Genomic DNA, 19,725 nt, shown 5'->3' with positions numbered 1-19,725 from the left:
CCCAGAGAGGGTTCGATTGCTCCTCGCTGCGGATCTTCTCGGGGCGAGCGGGATGGATGCCTTCACGACCGTCTCCTTTATCGATCAACTTCGATCTCCCGGCGGTGCGGAGGCGCACCGAAGGACCGCTTGTCGGGGCGTTTCGGACAGTGGCGTCCTCGTCCTGCTCACGGCTCCGTGCGCTGCATCCGAGTTGCGGTACTGGGGATGTTAGCGGTCACACGAGTGGGACTGCAAGGCATCGGCCCGATTTGGTTTATCGACAAACCCAGGAGGCGCGAGAATCCCGCCGGATTGCCGCCACGATCTATTCCATTCCACGACCGCGCGCACCGTGTGCCGACGGCGTCGGGAGCCCCTCGAGCAGTAGAGTCGCTTCTACTCGAACAGGCGTGACGCGATTTGATGGACCACGAGCCCGGATCCGCTGAGACCACGGCGCACATCACCATGCAGGATGTCGCCCGGCGAGCCGGCGTGTCAGCGCAGACCGTCTCGAACGTCGTCAACGGCCGGTCCGCCCGGGTGGGCGCCGAGACGACCCAGCGCGTGGTCGAGGCGATCAACGACCTCGGCTACCGCCTCAATCAGAGCGCCCGCTCGCTCCGAAAGGGCCGCACGGGCATCGTCGGCCTCGGTCTGCCCCTCCTCGCCCTCGAGTACTACGGGGAGCTCGCGGACCGGCTTGCCGATCGCTTCGCGGCGCACGGGGTCCGGATGGTGGTCGAGAACACGGGCGGCGCGCTCACCGCCGAGGTGGAGTCCCTCGCCGCGTCGCATCTCGAGACGTATGACGGCTTCATCCTCGCGGTCGCCGCGAGCGAATCGGCGGACCTCAATGTCATCGCTCCGTCCAAGCCGATCGTGCTCCTCGGCGAACGCGCTCTCTCCGCCCGCTTCGACCATGTCGTCATGGACAACCGCGGAGGCGGCCGACTCGCCACCGAAGCGCTCCTCGCGCGGGGCGCCCGGTCGATCGTCGCCCTCGGCGGCGCGACCGAGGAGGGGGATTCCGTCGAGACGCTGCGGACCCGCGGCTATCTCGATGCGCACGAAGCGGTCGGTGTGCCGGTCCGGCCGGACCTGATCGTCGACAGCGGGCTGCACATCGCCGACGGCTACCACCACGTGCGAGCCCTCCTCGATGCAGGGACGCCGTTCGACGGGATCTTCGCCCTCACCGATGCGAATGCGATGGGAGCGGTCCGCGCGCTGAACGAAGACGGCCGGCGCATCCCGGGCGAGGTGCAGATCATCGGCTTCGACAATGTCACGGGCGGTCGGTTCCACACGCCCGCGCTTTCCACCATCGAGCCGGGCAACGAAGAGATGGCCGACGCGATCGTCGACCTCATGCTGCGTCGGCTGTCCGGAGCGGGTCTCGGATCCCCGCAGCGGATCATGTCCGCAGCGAGCCTGGTGCTCCGTGAGACGACCCGCGACGCGCTCGGCTGAGCGCCGGCCGGCCCGGAGGGTCAGGCGCTCCCGCTCCACGCATGCTCATCCGTGAAGGCATGGTGGAGGAGAGCCACCCTCTCCCAGAGCGACTCCTCGACGATGTGCTCACGGTCGGCGTGCGCGCCCGCTCCCCTCGCGCCCAGCCCGTCGACGAGCGGAAGCCCTGAGCCGGCCAGCATGTTCGTGTCGGCCGAGCCTCGGGCCGGTCGGCCGGCGTCACCTCCGAAGAGTCGCGCCGCGAGCGCGGCATCGCGCGGCTCCGACGCCCACGGCGGCCGGTGCGACAGCACCTCGATGTCGACCATCGCGCCGTGGCGGACCGGGTGCAGCCCCGTGATCCTGGGCAGCAGGTCGTCCTCCTGATCCTGCCGCGCGAACCTCAGCCCGATCTCCGCGACCGCGCGCGCCGAGACGACATTCGTCTTCCCCTCGGCCTCGACACGGCCGACGTTCAGCAGGACCGGCTGGTCGCCCGTCGCGTACGGTTCCACGAGCCGGCGCACGACCAGCAGCTGATCGACGAGCTCATCGATGGCGGAGATCCCGAGACCGGGATCGAGCGCGGCGTGCGCTGCCCGCCCCGTGACACTGATGCGCAGCCTCATGCTCCCGAAGCGCCCGACCTTGGGCGCGCCATCCGGGTGCGGAGACTCGAACCCGAGTCCGGCGGCGCAGCCCACCGCCGCCTCCTGCAGCAAGGGCGCGGAGTGGGCGGATCCGGTCTCCTCGTCGGGCGCGACGAAGATGCGCAGGGGCGGATGAGGCTGTCCGGCGGCTGCCAGGAGGCCGACGACGGTCTCGATGATCACGATCCCCGACTTCATGTCGAAGATGCCGGGCCCGCGGACGAGGCCGTCTTCGCGCCGCCACCGAACCCGGGATTCGAGGGTTCCAACCGGCCAGACGGTGTCGGCATGGGTGATCAGGAGCACCGGCGCCAGCCGTTCGCCCCAGCCACGTCCCGGCAGATCCCCGACGAGGACAGGACCGCCGGCGGTGCCGGTCCGCACCGACCGGACGCCGAGATCACTCCACCGCGACTCCAGAAGGCCGGCGAAGCGCTCCAGCGCGTCGATGTCGCCGCTGGGCGTCTCGCACCGCACGAGCTCCTCGAGGCGCCGGCGCGCGGCATCCCGAAGTCCATCGTCGTGGACCGGGGAGGCGAGCGCGTCCATGGGGCTTCCTATCTCATCGTCGAGCGTCGTCACTTATTTGTAACAAATAATCGTGGCTAACGCTTGATTAATCGGATGCCGGACGCTTACCGTTCCATCTTGTGATCAGTATGACTGCACCCGTCGAGCTCAGCGCCGAACTCGCCCCGTTGACGGGTCGCGCGGAGTTCGATGCCGCGTCAGCCCTGTACCGTCGCGTCTTCGGATACGACGACCGGTTCTCGCTCAACAGCAAGCTCATGCTTGCGATCGGCTACGCCGGCGGCGTCAACATGGGCGCCTGGTCTGCCGAGGGAGAGCTCGTCGGGTTCGTGTACGGGTTCCCGGCGGTCGAGGACGGTCGATGCTACCTCTTCTCGCAGGCGGCCTGCGTCGACGCGGGCTGGCGTGGGCGCGGGGTCGGCACGGCGCTCAAGCACGCGCAGCTTCACGAGGCGAGGCGCAACGGGCTGGATCGCATGCGCTGGGCATTCGATCCGGCGAACCTCCGCAACGCGCGCATCAACCTCGACAAGCTGGGCGCGCGAGCGCGGTGGTTCCGCCGCGACTTCTACGACGACGGCGAATCCGACCGGCTCATCGTGGAGTGGGACGGTGTCGCGCACGAGGCTCGCCTCGCGCCCGCTGTGGATCCGTCCGTCGAACTCTTCGGCACCGTCCAGGTCCTCGGCGAACGCACGGCCGCGATCACGGCTCCCGGCGACGGCCCGATGTCCCCTGCCACGAGAGCCGCGCTCTCGGGGTCGCTGCGACAGCTGCTCGACGATGGGCTCGCCGTCACGCGCTGCGCGCCGATCGCGCCCGGCGTCTTCGCCTACGTCTGCCAGGAGGACTCCCGATGACCGTCTCGAGCCCCGACACGCCCGCACTCCGCTACGACGACCGGCTCCGGCGGCGGTCTTCGGCCGAGACGCTGCGGGGCCAGCTCGTGGAGGCTGAGCGGACGAACGTCCTCACTGCCCTGCGCAGCATCGAGGAGGATCCCGCGGTCCTCACCGCCGCGATCGATCTCGTAGCGGCACGACGCCGCACCGTGATCGGCGTGGGGCGCAGCCACTTCCACGCGGCTCTCTTCGAGCACTCCCTGCGGGCGGCCCTGGGCGGGGTCGCCCTCCTCGGATCGGACCCCGAGGACTCGATCGACGCGCTCACCGACTTCGGGCCGACCGACGCCCTCGTCGCCTTCTCGTTCCGCCGGTACCGCGGGCACACCATCGCCGTGGCGAGGATGGCCGCGGAGGCCGGTGCCAACGTCGTGGCGATCACCGATCGAGCGGACTCCCCCATCGCGTCGTTCGCGACGAGCGTCATCGTCGTGCCGACGGAGGGCGGTTCGCACCTGGATTCGCCGACCACGATCACGCTCGTCGGCCACGTGCTGTCCACTCTGGCGGCAGCGCGCGCCAAGGGCGCGCGTCGCCGGCTGAACGCGCGAGAAGTCCTCGAGGAGCAGCTCCTCGACTACTCCGTCCGCCCTCGAGAGGCCGGTGCCTGATGCGCGTCACCGACGTCGACCTCTTCCGGGTCTCTCTCCCCCTCGTGCACGAGTTCGAGACGAGCTCGCACCGCAAGTCCGCCATCGAGCACATCCTGGTACGGCTGACCGACGAGTCCGGCGAGGTGGGATGGGGCGAGATCGCGTCGCCCACCGATCCGTTCTACTCGTCCGAGACGGTCGCAACCGCCGAGATGATCGGGCGGGATCACCTCGTCCCCCTGACCCTCGCCCGCCCCTGGACGCACCCGAGCGAACTGGCGGAGCGATGGCGGATCGTGCGGGGCCACGAGTTCGCCAAGGCCGGCTTCGACATCGCCGCGTGGGATCTGTGGTCCCGGATGCAGGGGGTCTCTCTGTCCTCCGCGCTCGGAGGCACCCGCCGACAGGTGGCCGCGGGCGTCTCGCTGGGCATCGAGCCGACGATCGACGGACTCCTCGAACAGGTCCAGCGCCATGTCGACGGCGGGTACCCCCGCGTCAAGCTCAAGATCAAGCCCGGGTGGGATGTCGAGCCGGTCCGCGCCGTGCGCGACGCCTTCCCCGGCATCCTGCTGCACGTCGACGCGAACGGCGGCTACCCGACAGGGTCGTACTCGATCACCCGGTTCAAGCGCCTCGACGCGTTCGATCTGGCCATGGTGGAGCAGCCCTTCGCTCCGCGCGAATTCGTCGCCCACGCCGACCTGGCGCGGTCGGTCTCGACGCCGGTGTGCCTCGATGAGTCGGTCGTCGACACCGGAGACCTCGCCACGATGATCGCGCTCCGCGCCGGCACCGTCCTCAACATCAAGGTGTCGCGAATGGGCGGCCTGACGCCCGCGCTCAAGGCGTATCGGATGGCGCAGGAGTCCGGCATAGCGGTCTGGTGCGGGGGGATGCACGAGTTCGGCGTGGGCCGGGCCGCCAATGTCGCGCTGTCCTCCCTCGCCGGATTCCACTACCCCTCGGACGTCTCGGGCTCCGAGAAGTACTACGCGAGGGATGTCATCGAACCGGTCGTCGTCGCCCGTGCGGGCCTCGTCGACGTGCCCCGCGGCCCGGGGCTCGGTCACGAGGTCGTGATGGAGCGGATCGCACCCGAGATGGAGGTGGTCTGAGATGTCGGCTGACGTCGCGGCCGCCGGCCGTCGCGCCCCCCGGGCGCGCGTGCTCATCGTGGTCAACTCCGCAGGCAGCGGGCCGGGCAACCTCGTCGACTGGCTCGACAAGTCGGCCGTCACGTGCACGATCGTCGAGGACGCCCGGATCCCGGACACCCCGGACCGGTACGACGGTGTCGTGCTGCTCGGCGGAGGACTTCTGCCGTACGACGACGATCGCGCCCCGTGGCTTGCCCGAGAGCGCCGCCTGGCCATGCGGTGCATCGAGGAGGGTGTTCCGCTGCTCGGCATCTGCCTCGGCGCGCAGCTTCTCGCCGCCGTGGCCGACGGCGCGGTCCAGGGGGCGTTCGGCACACCGGAGCGCGGGCTCGTGCGCATCCGCCGGCGGCCCGAGTCGGGCGACGACCCGCTCCTCGACGGCCTCGATCCGGTCTTCCCCGTCCTTCAGAACCACCGCGACCAGATCACGAGCCTGCCCCCGGGCGCGGTGCACCTCGCCGAAGGAGACGACTGCGCGTACCAGGCCTTCCGCATCGGCCGCACGGCCTGGGGCGTCCAGTTCCACCCTGAGGCGCCCGTGAGTCGTCTGGACGACTGGGATGAGGCGGCGCTCCGGGATGAGGGAGTGGACCTCGCGTCGCTCCGCGTCGCGGCCGGGGAAGCCGAGCCGGAGCTGCGGGACGCGAGCTGGCGCCTCGTCGCGAACTTCTCGCGCATCGTGGTCGACACCGCCCGCACCCGGCCGCTGCTCGTCATCGACGGCCACAACGATCTGCTGTGGGAGATGCGCGAGCGCCGGATCGACCCGCACCGCTTCGTCACCGGCATCCCGGAGCTCCAGACGGACCTCGATCGCCTGCGCCGGGGCGGCGTCGGAGCGCAGTTCTGGTCGGTCTGGGTTCCCGATGGAACGCCCCGAGCCCTCCAGACGGTCCTCGAGCAGGTGGACCGTCTCGGCGAGGTCGTCGAGGCCGCCTCCGCCGACCTGGAGATCACCCCGACCGCCGCCGACGTGCGCAGCGCCATCCGACGCGGCCGGATCGGGTGCCTCATCGGCTCCGAGGGGGCGCACTGCCTCGAGGGCGAGCTGGCCAACGTCGCGAGTCTCGCTCGTGCGGGCGTGCGCTACATGACCCTGACGCACAATGCGAGCACGATGTGGGCCGACTCGGCCACCGACGTCCCCCTCCACGACGGGCTCAGTGTCCACGGCGCGCAGCTGGTCGCCGAACTCGAGCGGTGCGGCGTGCTCGTCGACCTCTCCCACACCTCCGTCGCGACGATGCACGACGTCCTCGATATCGCGTCGGTCCCGCTGGTCTTCAGTCACTCGTCTACCCAGGCGGTCACGGCGCACGACCGGAACGTCCCCGACGACGTCCTGCGGCGGCTCCGCGACAACGGCGGAGTGCAGATGATCACGTTCGTCCCGGCGTTCGTCACCCCGTCGGCGACGCGCGGAGAGGCGGCGCACGGCACGCCGGACCCGGCATCGATCGCTCGTCTCGTCGATGTCGCCGACCACATCGAGCATTCCTGCGATGTCGCGGGAATCGCGCACGTGGGCATCGGCGGCGACTTCGATGGGACGACGCTCACTCCCGACGGGCTCGGCGACGTCTCGGCGTATCCGGCGCTCTTCGCAGAGCTCCGGCGGCGGGGCTGGACTCCGGGCGAGCTGATCGCGCTCGCGTCCGGCAACATCCTCCGGGTGCTCGAGGCGACGGATGCCGCGTTCCGCCGCGCGCGCGACATATCGAACGAGTAACGCCGCTTGTCTGACTCCTTCCATCCACCTACCTTGAATCCAGTTCAAAATCAGATACCAATCGGAGAGAAAGAATGAACTACTCCCGGACTCACGCCCGCACCGCGGGCGCGCTCGCAGTCGTGTCCGTCGCTGCGACGCTTCTGCTGACGGGCTGCTCCGGCGCGGCATCGGGGGAAGAGGCTCCCGCCGCCGCCGGCGAGCCGGTCGCCGGCGGCACCCTCACTGTGGCGCGCGGCAACCTGTTCGAGGGCTTCGAACTCGACCAGGAGACTCTCAACTCGAGCTTCCAGCTGTCGCAGGCGGTCCTCGAGCCGCTGATCCGGACGAACGCCGAGGGCACGGACCTCGAGCCGGGCATCGCCTCCGAGTGGACCTACAACGACGACAACACGCAGCTGACGATCGCGCTGAACCCCGAAGCGACCTTCAGCGACGGAGAGCCTGTGACCGCCGACGACGTCGCCTTCTCGGTGCAGACGTGGCAGGACGGCCCGAACTACGGCGCCGTGTACGGGGGCATCGAGGGAACCGAGGTCATCGACGACCACACGATCCGCTTCGATCTCGCCAACCCCGACACGTCGCTGCCGGCGTTCCTCTCGTGGGCGAACGCGGGTGTCATCCCCGCCGACTTCGGGGGCCGCTCTGCCGAAGAGTTCTGGCAGGAGCCGATCGGTGCCGGCCCGTTCACCGTCGAGAGCTGGTCGTCCACCGGTGACATCGTGCTCGCGAAGAACCCGCACTACTACAAGGAGGGCCAGCCCTACCTCGACAAGGTGGTGAGCTCCTACGCGGCGGACTCCAATTCGCTCTCCCTTCAGCTGAAGTCGAAGCAGATCGATGTCGCCGACGAGATCAGCCCCGTTCTCGCGCGCGGTCTCGACCAGTCACTCGTGCTGCCCGTCGCGGAGCACAACACGCCTCTGCTCCTGATGAACACCGCCGACCCGGCCCTGTCCGACCCCGCCGTCCGCCAGGCGATCGGCTACGCACTGGACTACCCGGCGATCCTCAAGAGCGTCTACAGCGGATACGGCTCGGCACCCACCGGCGCGCTTCCCACGAACCTCGCCAACTGGGCTGCACCGAGCTCGCCGTACTTCTCGCAGGACCTCGAGAAGGCGAAGTCGCTCCTGAAGGGCAAGGATGTCCCCGAGACCCTCGACTTCATCTTCACCAGCCAGGGCAGCGCGACGCTGCTGGCCCAGATCGTCGCGGACAACCTCGCGGAGATCGGCATCACCGTGAACCTCGTTCCGCAGGACGCCGGGGCGCGATACACCAACCTGACCAACGGCGACTACCAGCTGGCTTCCTTCGCCTACAACGCCATCTCTCCGGACGTCTCCGACCCGATCTCGTATGTCACGGCGACGGACGGCATGTTCACCGGCTTCACCTCCCCCGAGGTCGACGAGCAGGTGGCGGCCTACCAGCAGACCGCGGATCCCGAGGAGAAGAAGGCGGCGATCACCGCCCTGCAGGACATCTACTCGGAGCAGGCCCCCTTCATCGCCCTCGGCCACCTTCCCTCGCTCGGCGCTGCACAGAAGACCGTGCGCGACATCCAGCTGACTCTGTGGGGCACCTACGCCCTGGAGACCATCTGGAAGTCCGAGTGAGCCGAGACCGCGACGGAATGTGAGTCTCATGCTCTCGAATCGCTACGGGTTCGTCGTCCGGCGGCTCGCCAGTCTGGTGCCGCTGCTGCTCGGCATCCTCCTCGTGGTGATGCTGCTGCTCGCGCTCACACCCGGTGATCCGGCCCGCCTCGTCCTGGGTCCGCGCGCGACCCAGGACGAGGTGGCGCAGGCCCGTGAGCAGCTCGGCATCGATCAGCCGCTCTGGGTGAGGTACTTCGCGTACCTCGCCGGAGCGCTGCACGGCGACCTCGGCCAGTCATTCAAGACCGGTCGCTCGGTGAGCGCCCAGATCTTCGAGCAGCTGCCGATCACGCTGCTGCTCGCGGGAGTGGCGGTGCTGATGGCCATCGTGATCTCGGTGCCGCTCGCGGTGCTCGCCGCGCGCAGCAACGGCGGCGTCGCTGATCACGCGGTACGCGGGTTCAACGTCCTCGGCATCGGCCTCCCGCCGTTCTGGCTCGCCATCATGCTCATCACGTACGTGGCTCTCCCCACCGGCTGGTTCCCGGTCGCCGGCTTCGGGCAGACGCCCGCCGAGAATCTGCGGTCGATCTTCCTGCCGGCGCTGGTCGTCGCGATCGCCATCTCCCCGCCGATGATCCGCAGCCTGCGGACGACCATCCGCGGGCTGCAGACGACGGAGTACGTCCTCGCCGGCCGGACCCTCGGCTTCACGGGGTTCGGTCTCACACGGCGGTTCGTGCTGCGGAACGCCCTCCCTCCTCTCATCACGGTCACCGCGGTGCAGGCCAGCTACGCACTGTTCGGAACGGTGATCGTCGAGGTCGCCTTCAGCCTGCCCGGGATGGGGCAGGGCCTCGTGACCGCCGCGGGCGCGCGCGACTATCCGCTCGTCCAGGGGTACACACTCGTGTTCGCCCTGCTGATCGTCCTCGTCTTCCTCCTGGCCGACATCCTCACGGCCGTCATCGATCCGAGAGTGAGGATCTCCGCATGACCACGACCGCAGACGCCCCCGTCGCGCTTGTCGACGAGCCCCCGACCCGGCGACGCCGGCGCTCGGGGCGCGGCCAGCTCATCGTGGGCGGGGCCATCGTCGCGGGGTTCGTCCTCGTGGCGATCCTGGCACCGCTGATCGCGCCCTACGACCCCCTCGCGCAGGACGTCGCCAACGCACTGGCGCCACCGTCGCCGGCCCACCTTCTCGGCACGGACGAACTGGGAAGGGATGCCTTCAGCCGGGTCGTCTACGCCGCGCGCGTCGACCTGCCGGTGTCGCTGATCGGCACGATCCTGCCCGCGCTCGTGGGCACCGCCCTCGGGCTCCTGGCCGGCTACTTCGGCCGGGGCGTGGAGGTCGTCGTGCTGCGGGTGGCCGACCTCCTCCAGGCGTTCCCGACGTACATCCTGATGATCGTGCTCGTCTTCGTCCTCGGACCGAGCGTCAGCTCGCTCATCATCGCGTTCACCGCCGTCGGCTGGGTCGTCTACGCACGCCTGACGCGCGGAGAGGTGCTCCGCGTGAAGGAATCGGACTACATCACCGCGGCCACGACCGCCGGCCTCGGCCATACGCGCATCATGGGGCTGCACGTCCTTCCCAATACGGTGCGGCAGTCGGCGGTCTACTTCACCTCCGACCTGATCTTCGCCGTGACGGCTCTCGCGTCGTTCTCGTTCCTCGGGCTGGGGGTGCAGCCGCCGACGCCGGAGTGGGGCAACATGATCGCCGCCGGCCAGCCGTACATCTCGGTCGCGCCGTGGCTCAGCGTCGCTCCCGGCCTCGTGCTCGCCCTGCTCGCACTCGGCCTCGCGCTCATCGGGGACGCCCTCCAATCGGACGGCAGCCGATGAGCGCCGCGAGCGCCCGGACGCTGCTCCGCGTCGACGACCTCTCGATCCTCGACGGACAGGACCGCGTACTCGTCCAGAACGTGAGCCTGTCGGTCGACGAGGGCGAGACCGTCGGCGTGGTCGGCGAGTCCGGCAGCGGCAAGAGCCTCACCCTCCGGGCCATCATCGGCATCCTTCCCTCCACTCTCCACACGACCGGCAGCACGACGCTCACGCAGACGGAGCCCGGGGCGCAGGCGGCCGCCATGGTGTTCCAGGAGCCCGGCCTCGCCCTCAATCCGACCCTCCGTGTCGGACGCCTGCTGCAGCTGACCTGGAAGAAGCACCACCCGGGGTGCTCCGACAAGGAGGCGAAGGCTGCGGCGATCGGCCTCATGTCCGACGTCGGGATCGCCGATCCTCCCTCGCGCTTCGACGCGTGGCCCCATGAGCTGTCCGGCGGCATGAAGCAGCGGATCGCCATCGCCTCGGCTCTCGCCTGCGAGCCCGGCCTGCTGCTCTGCGACGAGGCCACCACGGCGCTCGACGTCCGCGTGCAGGCGCAGATCCTCGCGCTGCTGCAGACGCTGGTGACGGAGCGAGGGCTCGGGATGCTGTTCGTCAGCCACGATCTCGCGGTCGTGAGCTCGGTCTGCGAGCGCATCATCGTCATGCGCAACGGCGTCATGCTCGAAACGGGTCGCACGGAAGACGTTCTCACCCGCCCGCAGCACGAGTACACGCGGGCCCTGCTGGATGCGAACCTGTCCCGCCGGATGCATGCTGCGACACTCGGAGAGGTGATGCGATGAGTCTGCTCGAGATCGACGACGTGACCGTGAAGTTCGGCGAGAGGCGCTCGGCCTGGATCGAGCGCCTGGGACTCGCCCGGGAGAGCGTGACCGCGGTGGCGGACGCCAGCCTGAACATCGAGGCGGGCGAGGCAGTCGGCATCGTCGGGGAATCGGGCTCGGGCAAGACCACGCTGATGCGAGCGGTCCTGGGACTCGCGCCCCTGCATTCCGGCGAGATCCGGTTCCGGGGGACGCCGCTCACACAGCAGCGCTCCATCGAGACACGGCGCGCGATCCAGATGGTCTTCCAGGACCCCGGCACGACGCTCAACCCGTCGCGCCGGGTCGGCGAATCGATCGAGGAGCTGCTCAAGGTCCATCGACTCGCCGGCTCTGCGACCGAGCGGAAGAAGCGCGTCGCGGAGCTGTTCGACCGCGTGCGACTGCCTGCCACGGCACAGCGCGCGTACCCCCGCGAGCTCTCGGGCGGTCAGAAGCAGCGCGTCGCCATAGCGCGGTCGCTCGCGTTGGAGCCCAGCATCCTGATCGCCGATGAGGCCACCAGCGCCTTGGACGTGATCGTGCAGGCATCCGTGCTCGATCTCTTCGCCGAGCTGCGCGCCGACACCGGTATCACGCTGATCTTCATCACCCACGATCTGACCCTCGTGCGCTACCTCTGCGAGCGGGCAGTGGTCATGCGGTCGGGACGAGTGGTCGAGACGAACACGGTCGCGGAGCTCTTCGACAGTCCGCGTGAGCGTTACACGCAGGAGCTCATCGCCGCGGTCCCGCAGCTCCCCGCGACTTCGGAGGTCCACACATCATGGTGAGCAGGCGGCACCAGCGCGCGGCCGAGATCGCCCGCCAGGCGATCGGACCGCTCAGCGAGCGGGGGTGCGCAATTCCCGCCTCGCCGACATCGGTGAGAGCATCGGGATGACCGGGGCGCACCTGCTCTACTACTTCGAGAGCAAGACCGCGCTGTTCCTCAGTTCCCTTCAGATCGTCGAGCGCGACCTCCGCGAACGTGCGCTCGAGACCTTCGAATCGATGCCGACCGCGAGGGAGCGCTGGGAGTGGCTGCTCCGCGCGGCCACCCCTGAAGACCGCCGTGACAGCGACCTCTCGCTGTGGCTCGAGGCGTGGACCGAGGCCGTGCACGACGAGGACGTGCGGTTCCACGTCGAGCAGCTGGAGAAGGACTGGAACGAGCTCGTCACCGGGGTGCTGGCGTACGGCAAGGAGCGCGGCGAGCTGCCCGACGACCTCGATGTGGCCGAGTTCGTGGAAGGGTTCGCCGCTCTGCTCGACGGCCTGTCCATCCGCATCGTCGTCGGCTACCGCGGTCTGAGCCGAGAATCCGCCATCCGCCTATGCCGCTCGTTCTCCGAGCCCTTCCTGCGGTGGCACGATGTGCCGGCGGCGCTTCCGGTCGAAGGGGCGACCCGGTGACGCAGAAGATGGATGCCGTCTTCCTCGCCGACACCGTCCACGTGACCTCGACCGGGCCGACGGCTCAGGCGATCGGCGTCCGCGACGGCCGCGTCATGCGCGTGGGCTCCCGCGACGAGGCCGCCGAGTGGGACGCGCGCGACGTCGTCGACTTCGGCGGCGCGACCATCACCCCGGGTCTCATCGACGCGCACTCCCATGCCGTGTCCGCGGGTGCGAATCGCCGCGGCGTCGACCTGTCGGGATGCCGCGACCTCGACGAGGTGGTCCGGGCACTCCTGTCGCAGCCGGACGACGAGGACTCCCCATGGCTCCTCGGATGGTCGTTCGACCCCAACCTCTTCGGCAGCGCGACCCCCGACAACCGGTTCCTCGAGCCGTGCGGCGATCGCCCCGTGTTCGTGAAGATGGCCGACGGCCACTCGGGCATCGTGAACGCCGCCGGGCTCCGCCTCGCCGGCGTGACGGGACGGGAGGTGTTCGCGTCGCACTCGTCGGTGGTCTGCGACGGCGACGGCGAGCCCACCGGGCTGCTCCTCGAGGACGCGGCGCTCAGCCTCGTGAGCGGCCGCGTTCCACCGCTCTCTCCGGAGGCGCAGGCCGCATCGCTCCTCGCGCTCCTGCACGGGATGGCGGCGACGGGTCTCACGACGCTTTCACTGCTCGATCTGAATCCGCGGTCGCTCGGAACGCTCGCAGCTCTCGAGGAGTCCGGCGACCTGCCCCTGAGGCTCCGCTGCTCCCCGGTGTTCGACCCCGGCGCCGACGTGGCATCGGAGCTCACGCGAGTCGTGGACCTGCAGGGCATCGGGGGTCGTCGTTGGCTCATCGAGGGCGTGAAATTCGTGCTCGACGGGACCATCGACAACGGGACCGCGTGGCTGGAGCAGCCCGACACGTTCGGCGATTCCACCCAGAGCCTGTGGCACGATCCCGACCACTTCCGCTGGGCGGTCCGCGAGCTGGCGGAGCGGGGCATCGCGACGGCGACGCACGCGATCGGCGATGCGGCGATCCGCGAGGCCGTCGCCGCGATCGCGGGCATGACCCCGGCACAGCGCGAGCGCGCTCCCCATCGGATCGAGCACATCGAGACGATGCCAGACGATCTCCTCGACGCCTTCGCGCGGTCGGGAGCCATCGCGAGCATGCAGCCGACCCACTCGACCCTGTACGTGTGGCCCGACCACCAGGACGAGTGGAGTCGTCGGCTCGGTCCGGTTCGAGCCCAGGTGAACGGATTCCGGTTCCGGGACCTCGTCGACGCGGGGGTCACGGTCGCGCTCGGGTCTGACTGGCCCGTCGCCCCGTTCGACCCGCGGGGCGTCATCGCCGATGCACGCCTGCGGCGCCCGCACGATCGAGAGGACCAGGGTCTCACCTTCCCCCGACAAGCCCTGACGGCCGAGATGGCGGTCGAGGGATACACGCGCGCAGCTGCGCGGGCGATCGGCTGGGACGACCGCGTCGGCACCCTCGAGCCCGGCAGGTACGCGGACCTCGCGGTGTTCGAGGGCGATCCCCTGAGCGAGGGCGCCGAGGCGTTCGCCGGAACCGCCGTGGTCGCGACGGCGATCGGCGGGAGCCTTCTCCGCCACTAGCCGGACAGCGGAACGCGGGGTGGAGCCGAAGCTCCACCCCGCGTCCCGTCTCCTCACTTGATGGTGAAAGAGGTCGCGATCGCAGCGGCGGAAGAGCCGCCCACGGCGACGCCGTACGTGCCCTTCGCGGTCGCCCACTTGTCGGCCGCGGCATCCCAGTACTGCAGGAGGTGCAGGTCGGCCAGATCGGCGGGCGACAGCGTGATGGTCACGTTGGCGTGCTCACCCGGTGCGAGGGTCAGCGATTCCCAGCCGACGAGGCGCGAGCCCGGCGTGCCGGTCGAGCTCGGCAGCGTCACGTACGCCTGCGCCGTCTCGGTGCCGGTCCGCGTGCCGGTGTTGGTCACCTTGAACATGATCCGGATCTCCTTCTCGCCGTTCGTCGACTTGGGCGTGACCTGCACGCGGTCGTAGGAGAACGTCGTGTAGGACAGCCCGTGGCCGAACGGGAACAGCGGCTCGATGCCCCGGGACTGGTACCACTTGTAGCCCACGGCGAGGCCCTCGCTGTACGAGACCTGGCGGATCTCGGACGAACCTGCGGGTCGCGTCGTCGAGCCGTCCGAGAAGACGCCCGGGTACTGCGCGGGTGTGCTGGTCGGGGTGTCGGCGAGCGACTTGGGGAACGTCATCGGCAGCTTGCCCGAAGGAGCCACGTCGCCGAAGAGGAGCGAGGCGATCGCGGGTCCCTGCTGCTCGCCGCCGTACCAGTTCTCGAGCACCGCCTGGACTCCGCCGAGCCACGGCATCTCGACCGCGCTGCCGGTCTGCAGCACGACGACCGTGCGGGGGTTGGCCTGCTCGATCGCCGAGATCAGGGCATCGCCGTTCCCCTGGAGCTTCAGGTCGGTGAGGTCGCTGAACTCTCCCATGCGCTGGTAGCCGAAGACGATGGCGACATCGGCGGAGGCCGCCTGTGCAGCGGCGGCCGCGACATCCTGCCCGTTGTTCCAGGTCACCGTCGCACCGACCTGAGCCGCCCGCTCCGTGAGAGCCGTCTCGGCCGACACGACGTCTTCGCAGGGAAGCGTGTTCGAGGGCGGCGAGGTGGGACGGAACCGGAGCGTGAGGCTGCACACCGAGACGGCGCTCGTGGGGGCACCACCGACCGTCGTCACCGTCCTGGAGGCGGTCGGGCCGAACAGCGCGATCTTCTGGCCCTGTGCGACCGAGAGCGGAAGCACTCCGTCGTTCTTGAGGAGCACGCTGCCCTCTTCGGCGATCTGCTTCGCGACGGCCTTGTTGGCGGCGTTCGAGGCGTCGGCCACAGCCTGCGCCGGGAGCGGGTTGTCGAAGAGCCCCGCGCGGATGTAGGAGCGAACGACGCGGAACGCGGCCTCGTCGATGCGGGCCTGCGTGAGCGTGCCGGCCGCGAGCGCGGCATCCAGCTTCGCCGGCGTGAACCAGATCGGACGGTTCAGCTCCTGATCGAGCCCGGCGTTGAGCGAGGCCGCCGTCGAGTGCACCGAACCGAAGTCCGACATGATGAACCCGTCGAACCCGGCGTCGTCCTTGAGCACCTTCTGCATGAGCGGGCTCTCGCAGATGTAGACGCCGTTGACCTGGTTGAACGCGCACATGACCGTCTCGGGCGAGCCGCGCTTGATGGCGATGTCGTAGGGCAGCGTGTAGAGCTCGCGCAGGGTGCGCTCGTCCATGTTCGACGAGCTCGTCTGGCGGTCGAGCTCCTGCTCGTTGGCCACGAAGTGCTTGAGCTGGCCGGCGACCTTGCCGTCCGCCTCGATGCCCTGGACATCGGATGCCGCCATCAGGCCGTTGATGAGCGGGTCCTCGCCGAAGTACTCGGGCGTGCGCCCGGCGAGCGGCGTCCGCGTGTTGCCGATGCCCGGCGCGAGGAGCACGTTCTTGCGCTTCGCGAAGGCCTCTTCGGCCTGTGCGACGCCCTTCTGGTAGGCGAGGTCGAGGTTCCACGTCGAGGCGAGGGCGATCTGCGACGGGAAGTCCGTGACCCCGGCACTGCGGACCGCCTCGGGGCCATCCGTGTAGACGATCGTCGGCGTGCACTCGAGCTGAACGGGGTAGACGACGGGCGCCTCGCCCGTCAGCCCGGCGGGCCAGTCGGTCCGGGTCGGCGTCACGGCCGGCTGCTCCACGAGCCAGCGGTACTTCTGGTGCTGCGAGCTCGCGTCGAGGAGCGCCTGCGCGCGCTCGTCTGCCGACTTGCCCGCGTCCATCCACGGCACGGTGCTGCAGTCCACCGCCGAGGCGGGGACCGCCGCGGCGACCGTCGCACCGGTCGAGATGATCGCTGCTCCCACGATCAGCGCGATGGCTCTCCGGGTGCGCCGCGTGCGCACGTTCGGAGTCTTGTCGGATGTCGTCATTGGCAGTGCCCTCTTCCTCGAAGGTATCCGATTCGTAGATCGGTCCACGTTTTGTGGAACGATTCACGTTTTCGCATGCCGGGGTCGATGTCAAGAGTTCGCGGTGGAAATGTCGCATCCGGTGCACGCACGTGCGGGTCGCGGCGCCCGGTCGTGAGGGAGATACCGATCGACGACCGGATGCCGCGGCATCCGTCTTCCGTCAGCAGTACTCCGGCGGCGTCGTGCCGAAGAGCCAGCAGAGCTCCGTCTCCTCGATGTAGCGGGATAGCGTGGCATCGGCGGGGAGATCCCACTCCCGTACGTCCTCGATCCGACGCATGATTCCGCGACCGCGCGAGGCCGTGGGCCGTCGAAGCTGCGCCGCGACGAGCCGCTCGTAGTCCGGCGGCAGCCCGGGGAGCGCGGCGACCATCTCGCGGAGGTACTTGTGCCCGCGGAAGAGCACGCGGTGGGTGCTCAGGAGCGCCCGGTCGGCCGCCGCGATCATGTGCAGGGAGGCCCAGGCCGTGAGATACGGGTCTTCGCGCTTCTCGCCCTGCGCGAGGAAGTAGCCGCCCTGCAGTCGCATGTGCGCGATGAACGAGGTGGCGCGGCGGCGGAAGAACTCGTCCCCGGGGTTGCTGATGCGGGCGAGCACGGCGTCCAGCGCAGGGTCCTGACTCCAGATCACCCGTGCGCCGACGAAGGAGGCGCGCGTGGGCTCGTCGGCCTTCTCGGCGGCCCGTGCCAGGTAGTCCCGCGAGATCACCTTGACGTCCACGTAGCCCCCCGGGTAGGTGGCCGGGGCGGTGTAGCTCAGCCGATCCGAGTGGCGGGCGCGGTGGAATGCCGGCTCGGCCACCACGAGGTACACGTCCACATCGGAATCGGCGCCCTCGGTGCCCCGGGCGACCGATCCCACCAGCACGAGGCCGATTGCGTCGGGGTCTCGCCGCGAGGCCTCGGCGAAGGCGGCGACGGTGTCGTCGTGGTGCTGCATCGTCGAGGCTCCTCGCTCGTACGGCGGCTCGCGCCGCGGCCGCCGGCCGCTCACGCCGCTATGCGCCTCCGGTCACCCGCACGTCCGATGGTGCGCCTTCGCGCGCGCCGTAGGCCCACCTGACACGGGACGGCCCTTCCACGCGGTCACCCCCGGGATGTACCAAGGCGGCTCCCGGCGGCACGTCCACCTCCACCGCGTCGCGGTCCGCGCTGACGACGATGTCACCCAGCGCGGCCGGCACGACGAGCGCTGCCCAGTCGAGATGCGCGAGGGACGGCTCCACCGTGAAGGACGACCAGCCGTCGTCGAGCGGAAGGATGCCGAGCACGGCCTCCGGAATGATCGCGGCAGGTCCCGCCGACCAGGCGTGGCACAGGCTGCGCCCGAACGGCCGGCCGTACATCGCGAACGGATCGCCGGCGAGTGTCGCCTCCTCCCAGAACGTGCCGGGACCGCGGTCGAGCATCCCACCCCACACCCGTTCGATCTCGGCGAGGACTTCGTCCCGGTCGCCGCTCTGCACGAGCGCGTGCAGCCGCAGCCCGTTCATGAAGGGGGTTCCCGCCTCGAGGCGGACCGCGGCATCCCGCACGCCCGGCGGGACACCGGTGTGGATGCCCGCGAGCAGCGCGAGGAAGTTGGGGTAAGGCGCGTCCTCGGCGTCCGTCGAGTCGACGTACTGCGTCCACCGTCCGGCCGCCTCCCCCACGCGCGCGTGCGGAGGGTCGCTCGGAGCACCTCGGCGAGGGCAGCCCACCGCGCGGACCCAGGATGCGCGGCTCGTTCGAGGAAGCGCTCGGCGCTCCGCAGCGCCCAGTACCAGAGCATCTGCAGCGCGACGGGATCCCGGTCGTGCTCGAGCTCGACGCCCCAGTCGATGAAGACCGAGCCCGGGCCTGCGTCGACGAAACCCCCGACCTGACGCAGCGGCCGGAAGATGCCGTCCTCGCCCGCGTGCTGAGCGAGATCCCCGACGAATTCGTGCACGCGCTGCGCCTCGCTCTCGACGAAGGCGGTGTCGCCGAAGTACCGCACGTACAGGTCGGCGTTGACGACCCACCACAGCGAGTAGTCCGAGATGCCGTTGACGTAGCCGTGGCCGGGTTGGCCGAGCGCGACGAGTCCGTCGGCGACGAGCCCGCCGGCGCCCAGCGCGAAGGCGTTCGCAAGGGTGCTCATCGCCTGGTCGCCGGCCCACGGCATCCGGTCGCGCTTGATGCCATCGATGAGGAGGCCCTGTGCGCAGGTGCGGAGGGTGTACTGCGCAGCCGCCCAGATCCTCGTGAGCCGATCGTCGGAGCATGCGAAGGCGCCCGCGCGGGGAGCCGGCCGGACGGATGCCTCCACGCTGACCTCGGACGCCGCCCGGTCGGTGCGCAGGTACCGGAACCCGAGGCGGTGCCGGGTGGTCCATGTCCCGTCCGCGAGCGGGACGACGTCGTGCCGCGTCTCGTGCGAACGGGGGTCCGATGCCGCCTCTTCGGGGCTCTCGCCGCTGGCGACGAAGGGCAGGGGCCCGGCCGCGAACACGGGTCGTCCGAGCACCGGCGCGCCGACATCGAGGAGTCCCCCGCCGAGGTCGTCGAGCGGGAGCGTCACTGTTGCGGTCGGGCTGAGATGCGGAGGACGGATGCCGCCGCGCCGGCGCGCCGCCTCGGTCCACGCGCCTCCCTCCAGGCTCACGGACCAGGCTCCGTCGCTGTCGGCGCCGACGACCGCGAGCGCCGGCACGACCGACGCATCGCCCACGATCTCGACCAACACCTCGGCCCCGCGCTCCGGCACATCGAGCTGGAGCGCTCCGTCCTCGCCGACGAGCGGCTGCACCGGCACGGCGTCGATGGTCACGGAGGCCGCGCCGGACACCCGCAGCCGAAATCGCCCGCTCCGCGCCGCGGTCGTGCGGAAGACCGTCGCGACGGCGACCCGGCCGTTGTTCCGCGGGTAATGCACTCTGCGGTTCGCAGCGAACCCCTCGTCCACGAGCCGCGCGAGGACCGCGAGCTCGTACTGACCGGGTCCGTAGAGCCAGACGACATCGGCGGGGGTGGGTCGAACGTCGGACTCCGCGAACGGCTGAGGGGATCGCTCGGCCACCCACCGTCT

General features: G+C 69.9%; 17 protein-coding genes. 12 read left to right on the top strand and 5 right to left on the bottom strand.

Annotated features, from left to right (window positions below; all coding sequences use genetic code 11):
* Positions 1–405 precede the first annotated feature (405 nt).
* Positions 406–1,455: a LacI family DNA-binding transcriptional regulator gene (locus G5T42_RS08380; RefSeq protein ID WP_165127621.1), complete on the top strand. Its 1,050-nt coding sequence runs from the start codon at positions 406–408 to the stop codon at positions 1,453–1,455.
* 20 nt (positions 1,456–1,475) lie between these two features.
* On the opposite strand, the gene G5T42_RS08375 is transcribed toward G5T42_RS08380, so the two are convergent.
* Complete coding sequence (locus tag G5T42_RS08375) at positions 1,476–2,633, bottom strand: M20/M25/M40 family metallo-hydrolase (RefSeq protein WP_165127619.1); 1,158 nt, start codon at positions 2,631–2,633, stop codon at positions 1,476–1,478.
* Positions 2,634–2,743: 110 nt separating this feature from the next.
* Between G5T42_RS08375 and G5T42_RS08370 the strand changes: the two genes are divergently transcribed.
* The 11 genes from G5T42_RS08370 to G5T42_RS08320 all read left to right on the top strand — a co-directional run bounded on the left by G5T42_RS08370 (position 2,744) and on the right by G5T42_RS08320 (position 14,289).
* Positions 2,744–3,475: a GNAT family N-acetyltransferase gene (locus G5T42_RS08370; protein WP_165127617.1), complete on the top strand. Its 732-nt coding sequence runs from the start codon at positions 2,744–2,746 to the stop codon at positions 3,473–3,475.
* Positions 3,472–4,128 carry an SIS domain-containing protein gene (locus G5T42_RS08365; RefSeq protein WP_165127615.1) on the top strand — a complete coding sequence of 219 codons (657 nt, stop codon included), beginning with the start codon at positions 3,472–3,474 and terminating at the stop codon, positions 4,126–4,128. The genes G5T42_RS08370 and G5T42_RS08365 overlap by 4 nt, the downstream gene beginning before the upstream one ends.
* A complete protein-coding gene (gene menC / locus G5T42_RS08360) occupies positions 4,128–5,228 on the top strand; it encodes an o-succinylbenzoate synthase (RefSeq protein ID WP_165127613.1) in 1,101 nt (366 codons plus the stop codon). The genes G5T42_RS08365 and menC overlap by 1 nt, the downstream gene beginning before the upstream one ends.
* Before the next feature lies 1 nt (position 5,229).
* Positions 5,230–6,999: a membrane dipeptidase gene (locus G5T42_RS08355; protein WP_165127611.1), complete on the top strand. Its 1,770-nt coding sequence runs from the start codon at positions 5,230–5,232 to the stop codon at positions 6,997–6,999.
* 74 nt (positions 7,000–7,073) lie between these two features.
* A complete protein-coding gene (locus tag G5T42_RS08350) occupies positions 7,074–8,624 on the top strand; it encodes an ABC transporter substrate-binding protein (RefSeq protein WP_165127609.1) in 1,551 nt (516 codons plus the stop codon).
* A gap of 28 nt (positions 8,625–8,652) precedes the next feature.
* Complete coding sequence (locus G5T42_RS08345) at positions 8,653–9,603, top strand: ABC transporter permease (protein ID WP_165127607.1); 951 nt, start codon at positions 8,653–8,655, stop codon at positions 9,601–9,603.
* A complete protein-coding gene (locus G5T42_RS08340) occupies positions 9,600–10,460 on the top strand; it encodes an ABC transporter permease (protein ID WP_165127605.1) in 861 nt (286 codons plus the stop codon). The genes G5T42_RS08345 and G5T42_RS08340 overlap by 4 nt, the downstream gene beginning before the upstream one ends.
* Entirely contained in the window at positions 10,457–11,251 is a 795-nt protein-coding gene (locus G5T42_RS08335; RefSeq protein ID WP_165127603.1) for an ABC transporter ATP-binding protein, read from the top strand. Before G5T42_RS08340 ends, G5T42_RS08335 begins: the two co-directional genes overlap by 4 nt.
* Positions 11,248–12,066: an ABC transporter ATP-binding protein gene (locus G5T42_RS08330; RefSeq protein WP_165127601.1), complete on the top strand. Its 819-nt coding sequence runs from the start codon at positions 11,248–11,250 to the stop codon at positions 12,064–12,066. Before G5T42_RS08335 ends, G5T42_RS08330 begins: the two co-directional genes overlap by 4 nt.
* A 64-nt stretch (positions 12,067–12,130) precedes the next feature.
* Positions 12,131–12,688 carry a TetR family transcriptional regulator C-terminal domain-containing protein gene (locus G5T42_RS08325; protein ID WP_165127599.1) on the top strand — a complete coding sequence of 186 codons (558 nt, stop codon included), beginning with the start codon at positions 12,131–12,133 and terminating at the stop codon, positions 12,686–12,688.
* Positions 12,685–14,289, top strand: a complete 1,605-nt coding sequence (locus G5T42_RS08320) for an amidohydrolase (protein ID WP_165127597.1) — start codon at positions 12,685–12,687, stop codon at positions 14,287–14,289. The genes G5T42_RS08325 and G5T42_RS08320 overlap by 4 nt, the downstream gene beginning before the upstream one ends.
* 53 nt (positions 14,290–14,342) lie before the next feature.
* On the opposite strand, the gene G5T42_RS08315 is transcribed toward G5T42_RS08320, so the two are convergent.
* The 4 genes from G5T42_RS08315 to G5T42_RS08300 all read right to left on the bottom strand — a co-directional run bounded on the left by G5T42_RS08315 (position 14,343) and on the right by G5T42_RS08300 (position 19,716).
* Positions 14,343–16,634 (bottom strand): glycoside hydrolase family 3 C-terminal domain-containing protein, encoded by a 2,292-nt coding sequence (locus G5T42_RS08315; protein WP_165127595.1) that lies wholly within the window; start codon positions 16,632–16,634, stop codon positions 14,343–14,345.
* 202 nt (positions 16,635–16,836) lie between these two features.
* Entirely contained in the window at positions 16,837–17,616 is a 780-nt protein-coding gene (locus G5T42_RS08310) for a nucleotidyltransferase domain-containing protein (RefSeq protein WP_165127593.1), read from the bottom strand.
* 58 nt (positions 17,617–17,674) lie between these two features.
* Entirely contained in the window at positions 17,675–18,169 is a 495-nt protein-coding gene (locus G5T42_RS08305; RefSeq protein WP_165127591.1) for a hypothetical protein, read from the bottom strand.
* A complete protein-coding gene (locus G5T42_RS08300; RefSeq protein WP_165127589.1) occupies positions 18,166–19,716 on the bottom strand; it encodes a hypothetical protein in 1,551 nt (516 codons plus the stop codon). Before G5T42_RS08300 ends, G5T42_RS08305 begins: the two co-directional genes overlap by 4 nt.
* Positions 19,717–19,725 lie beyond the last annotated feature (9 nt).

Origin of the sequence: Microbacterium sp. 4R-513 (genome assembly GCF_011046485.1) — a bacterium.
In the GTDB taxonomy this organism is placed as follows: Bacteria; Actinomycetota; Actinomycetes; order Actinomycetales; family Microbacteriaceae; genus Microbacterium.
Note: the sequence above shows the minus strand (reverse complement) of the source record. Positions and strands in the feature narration are given on the sequence as shown.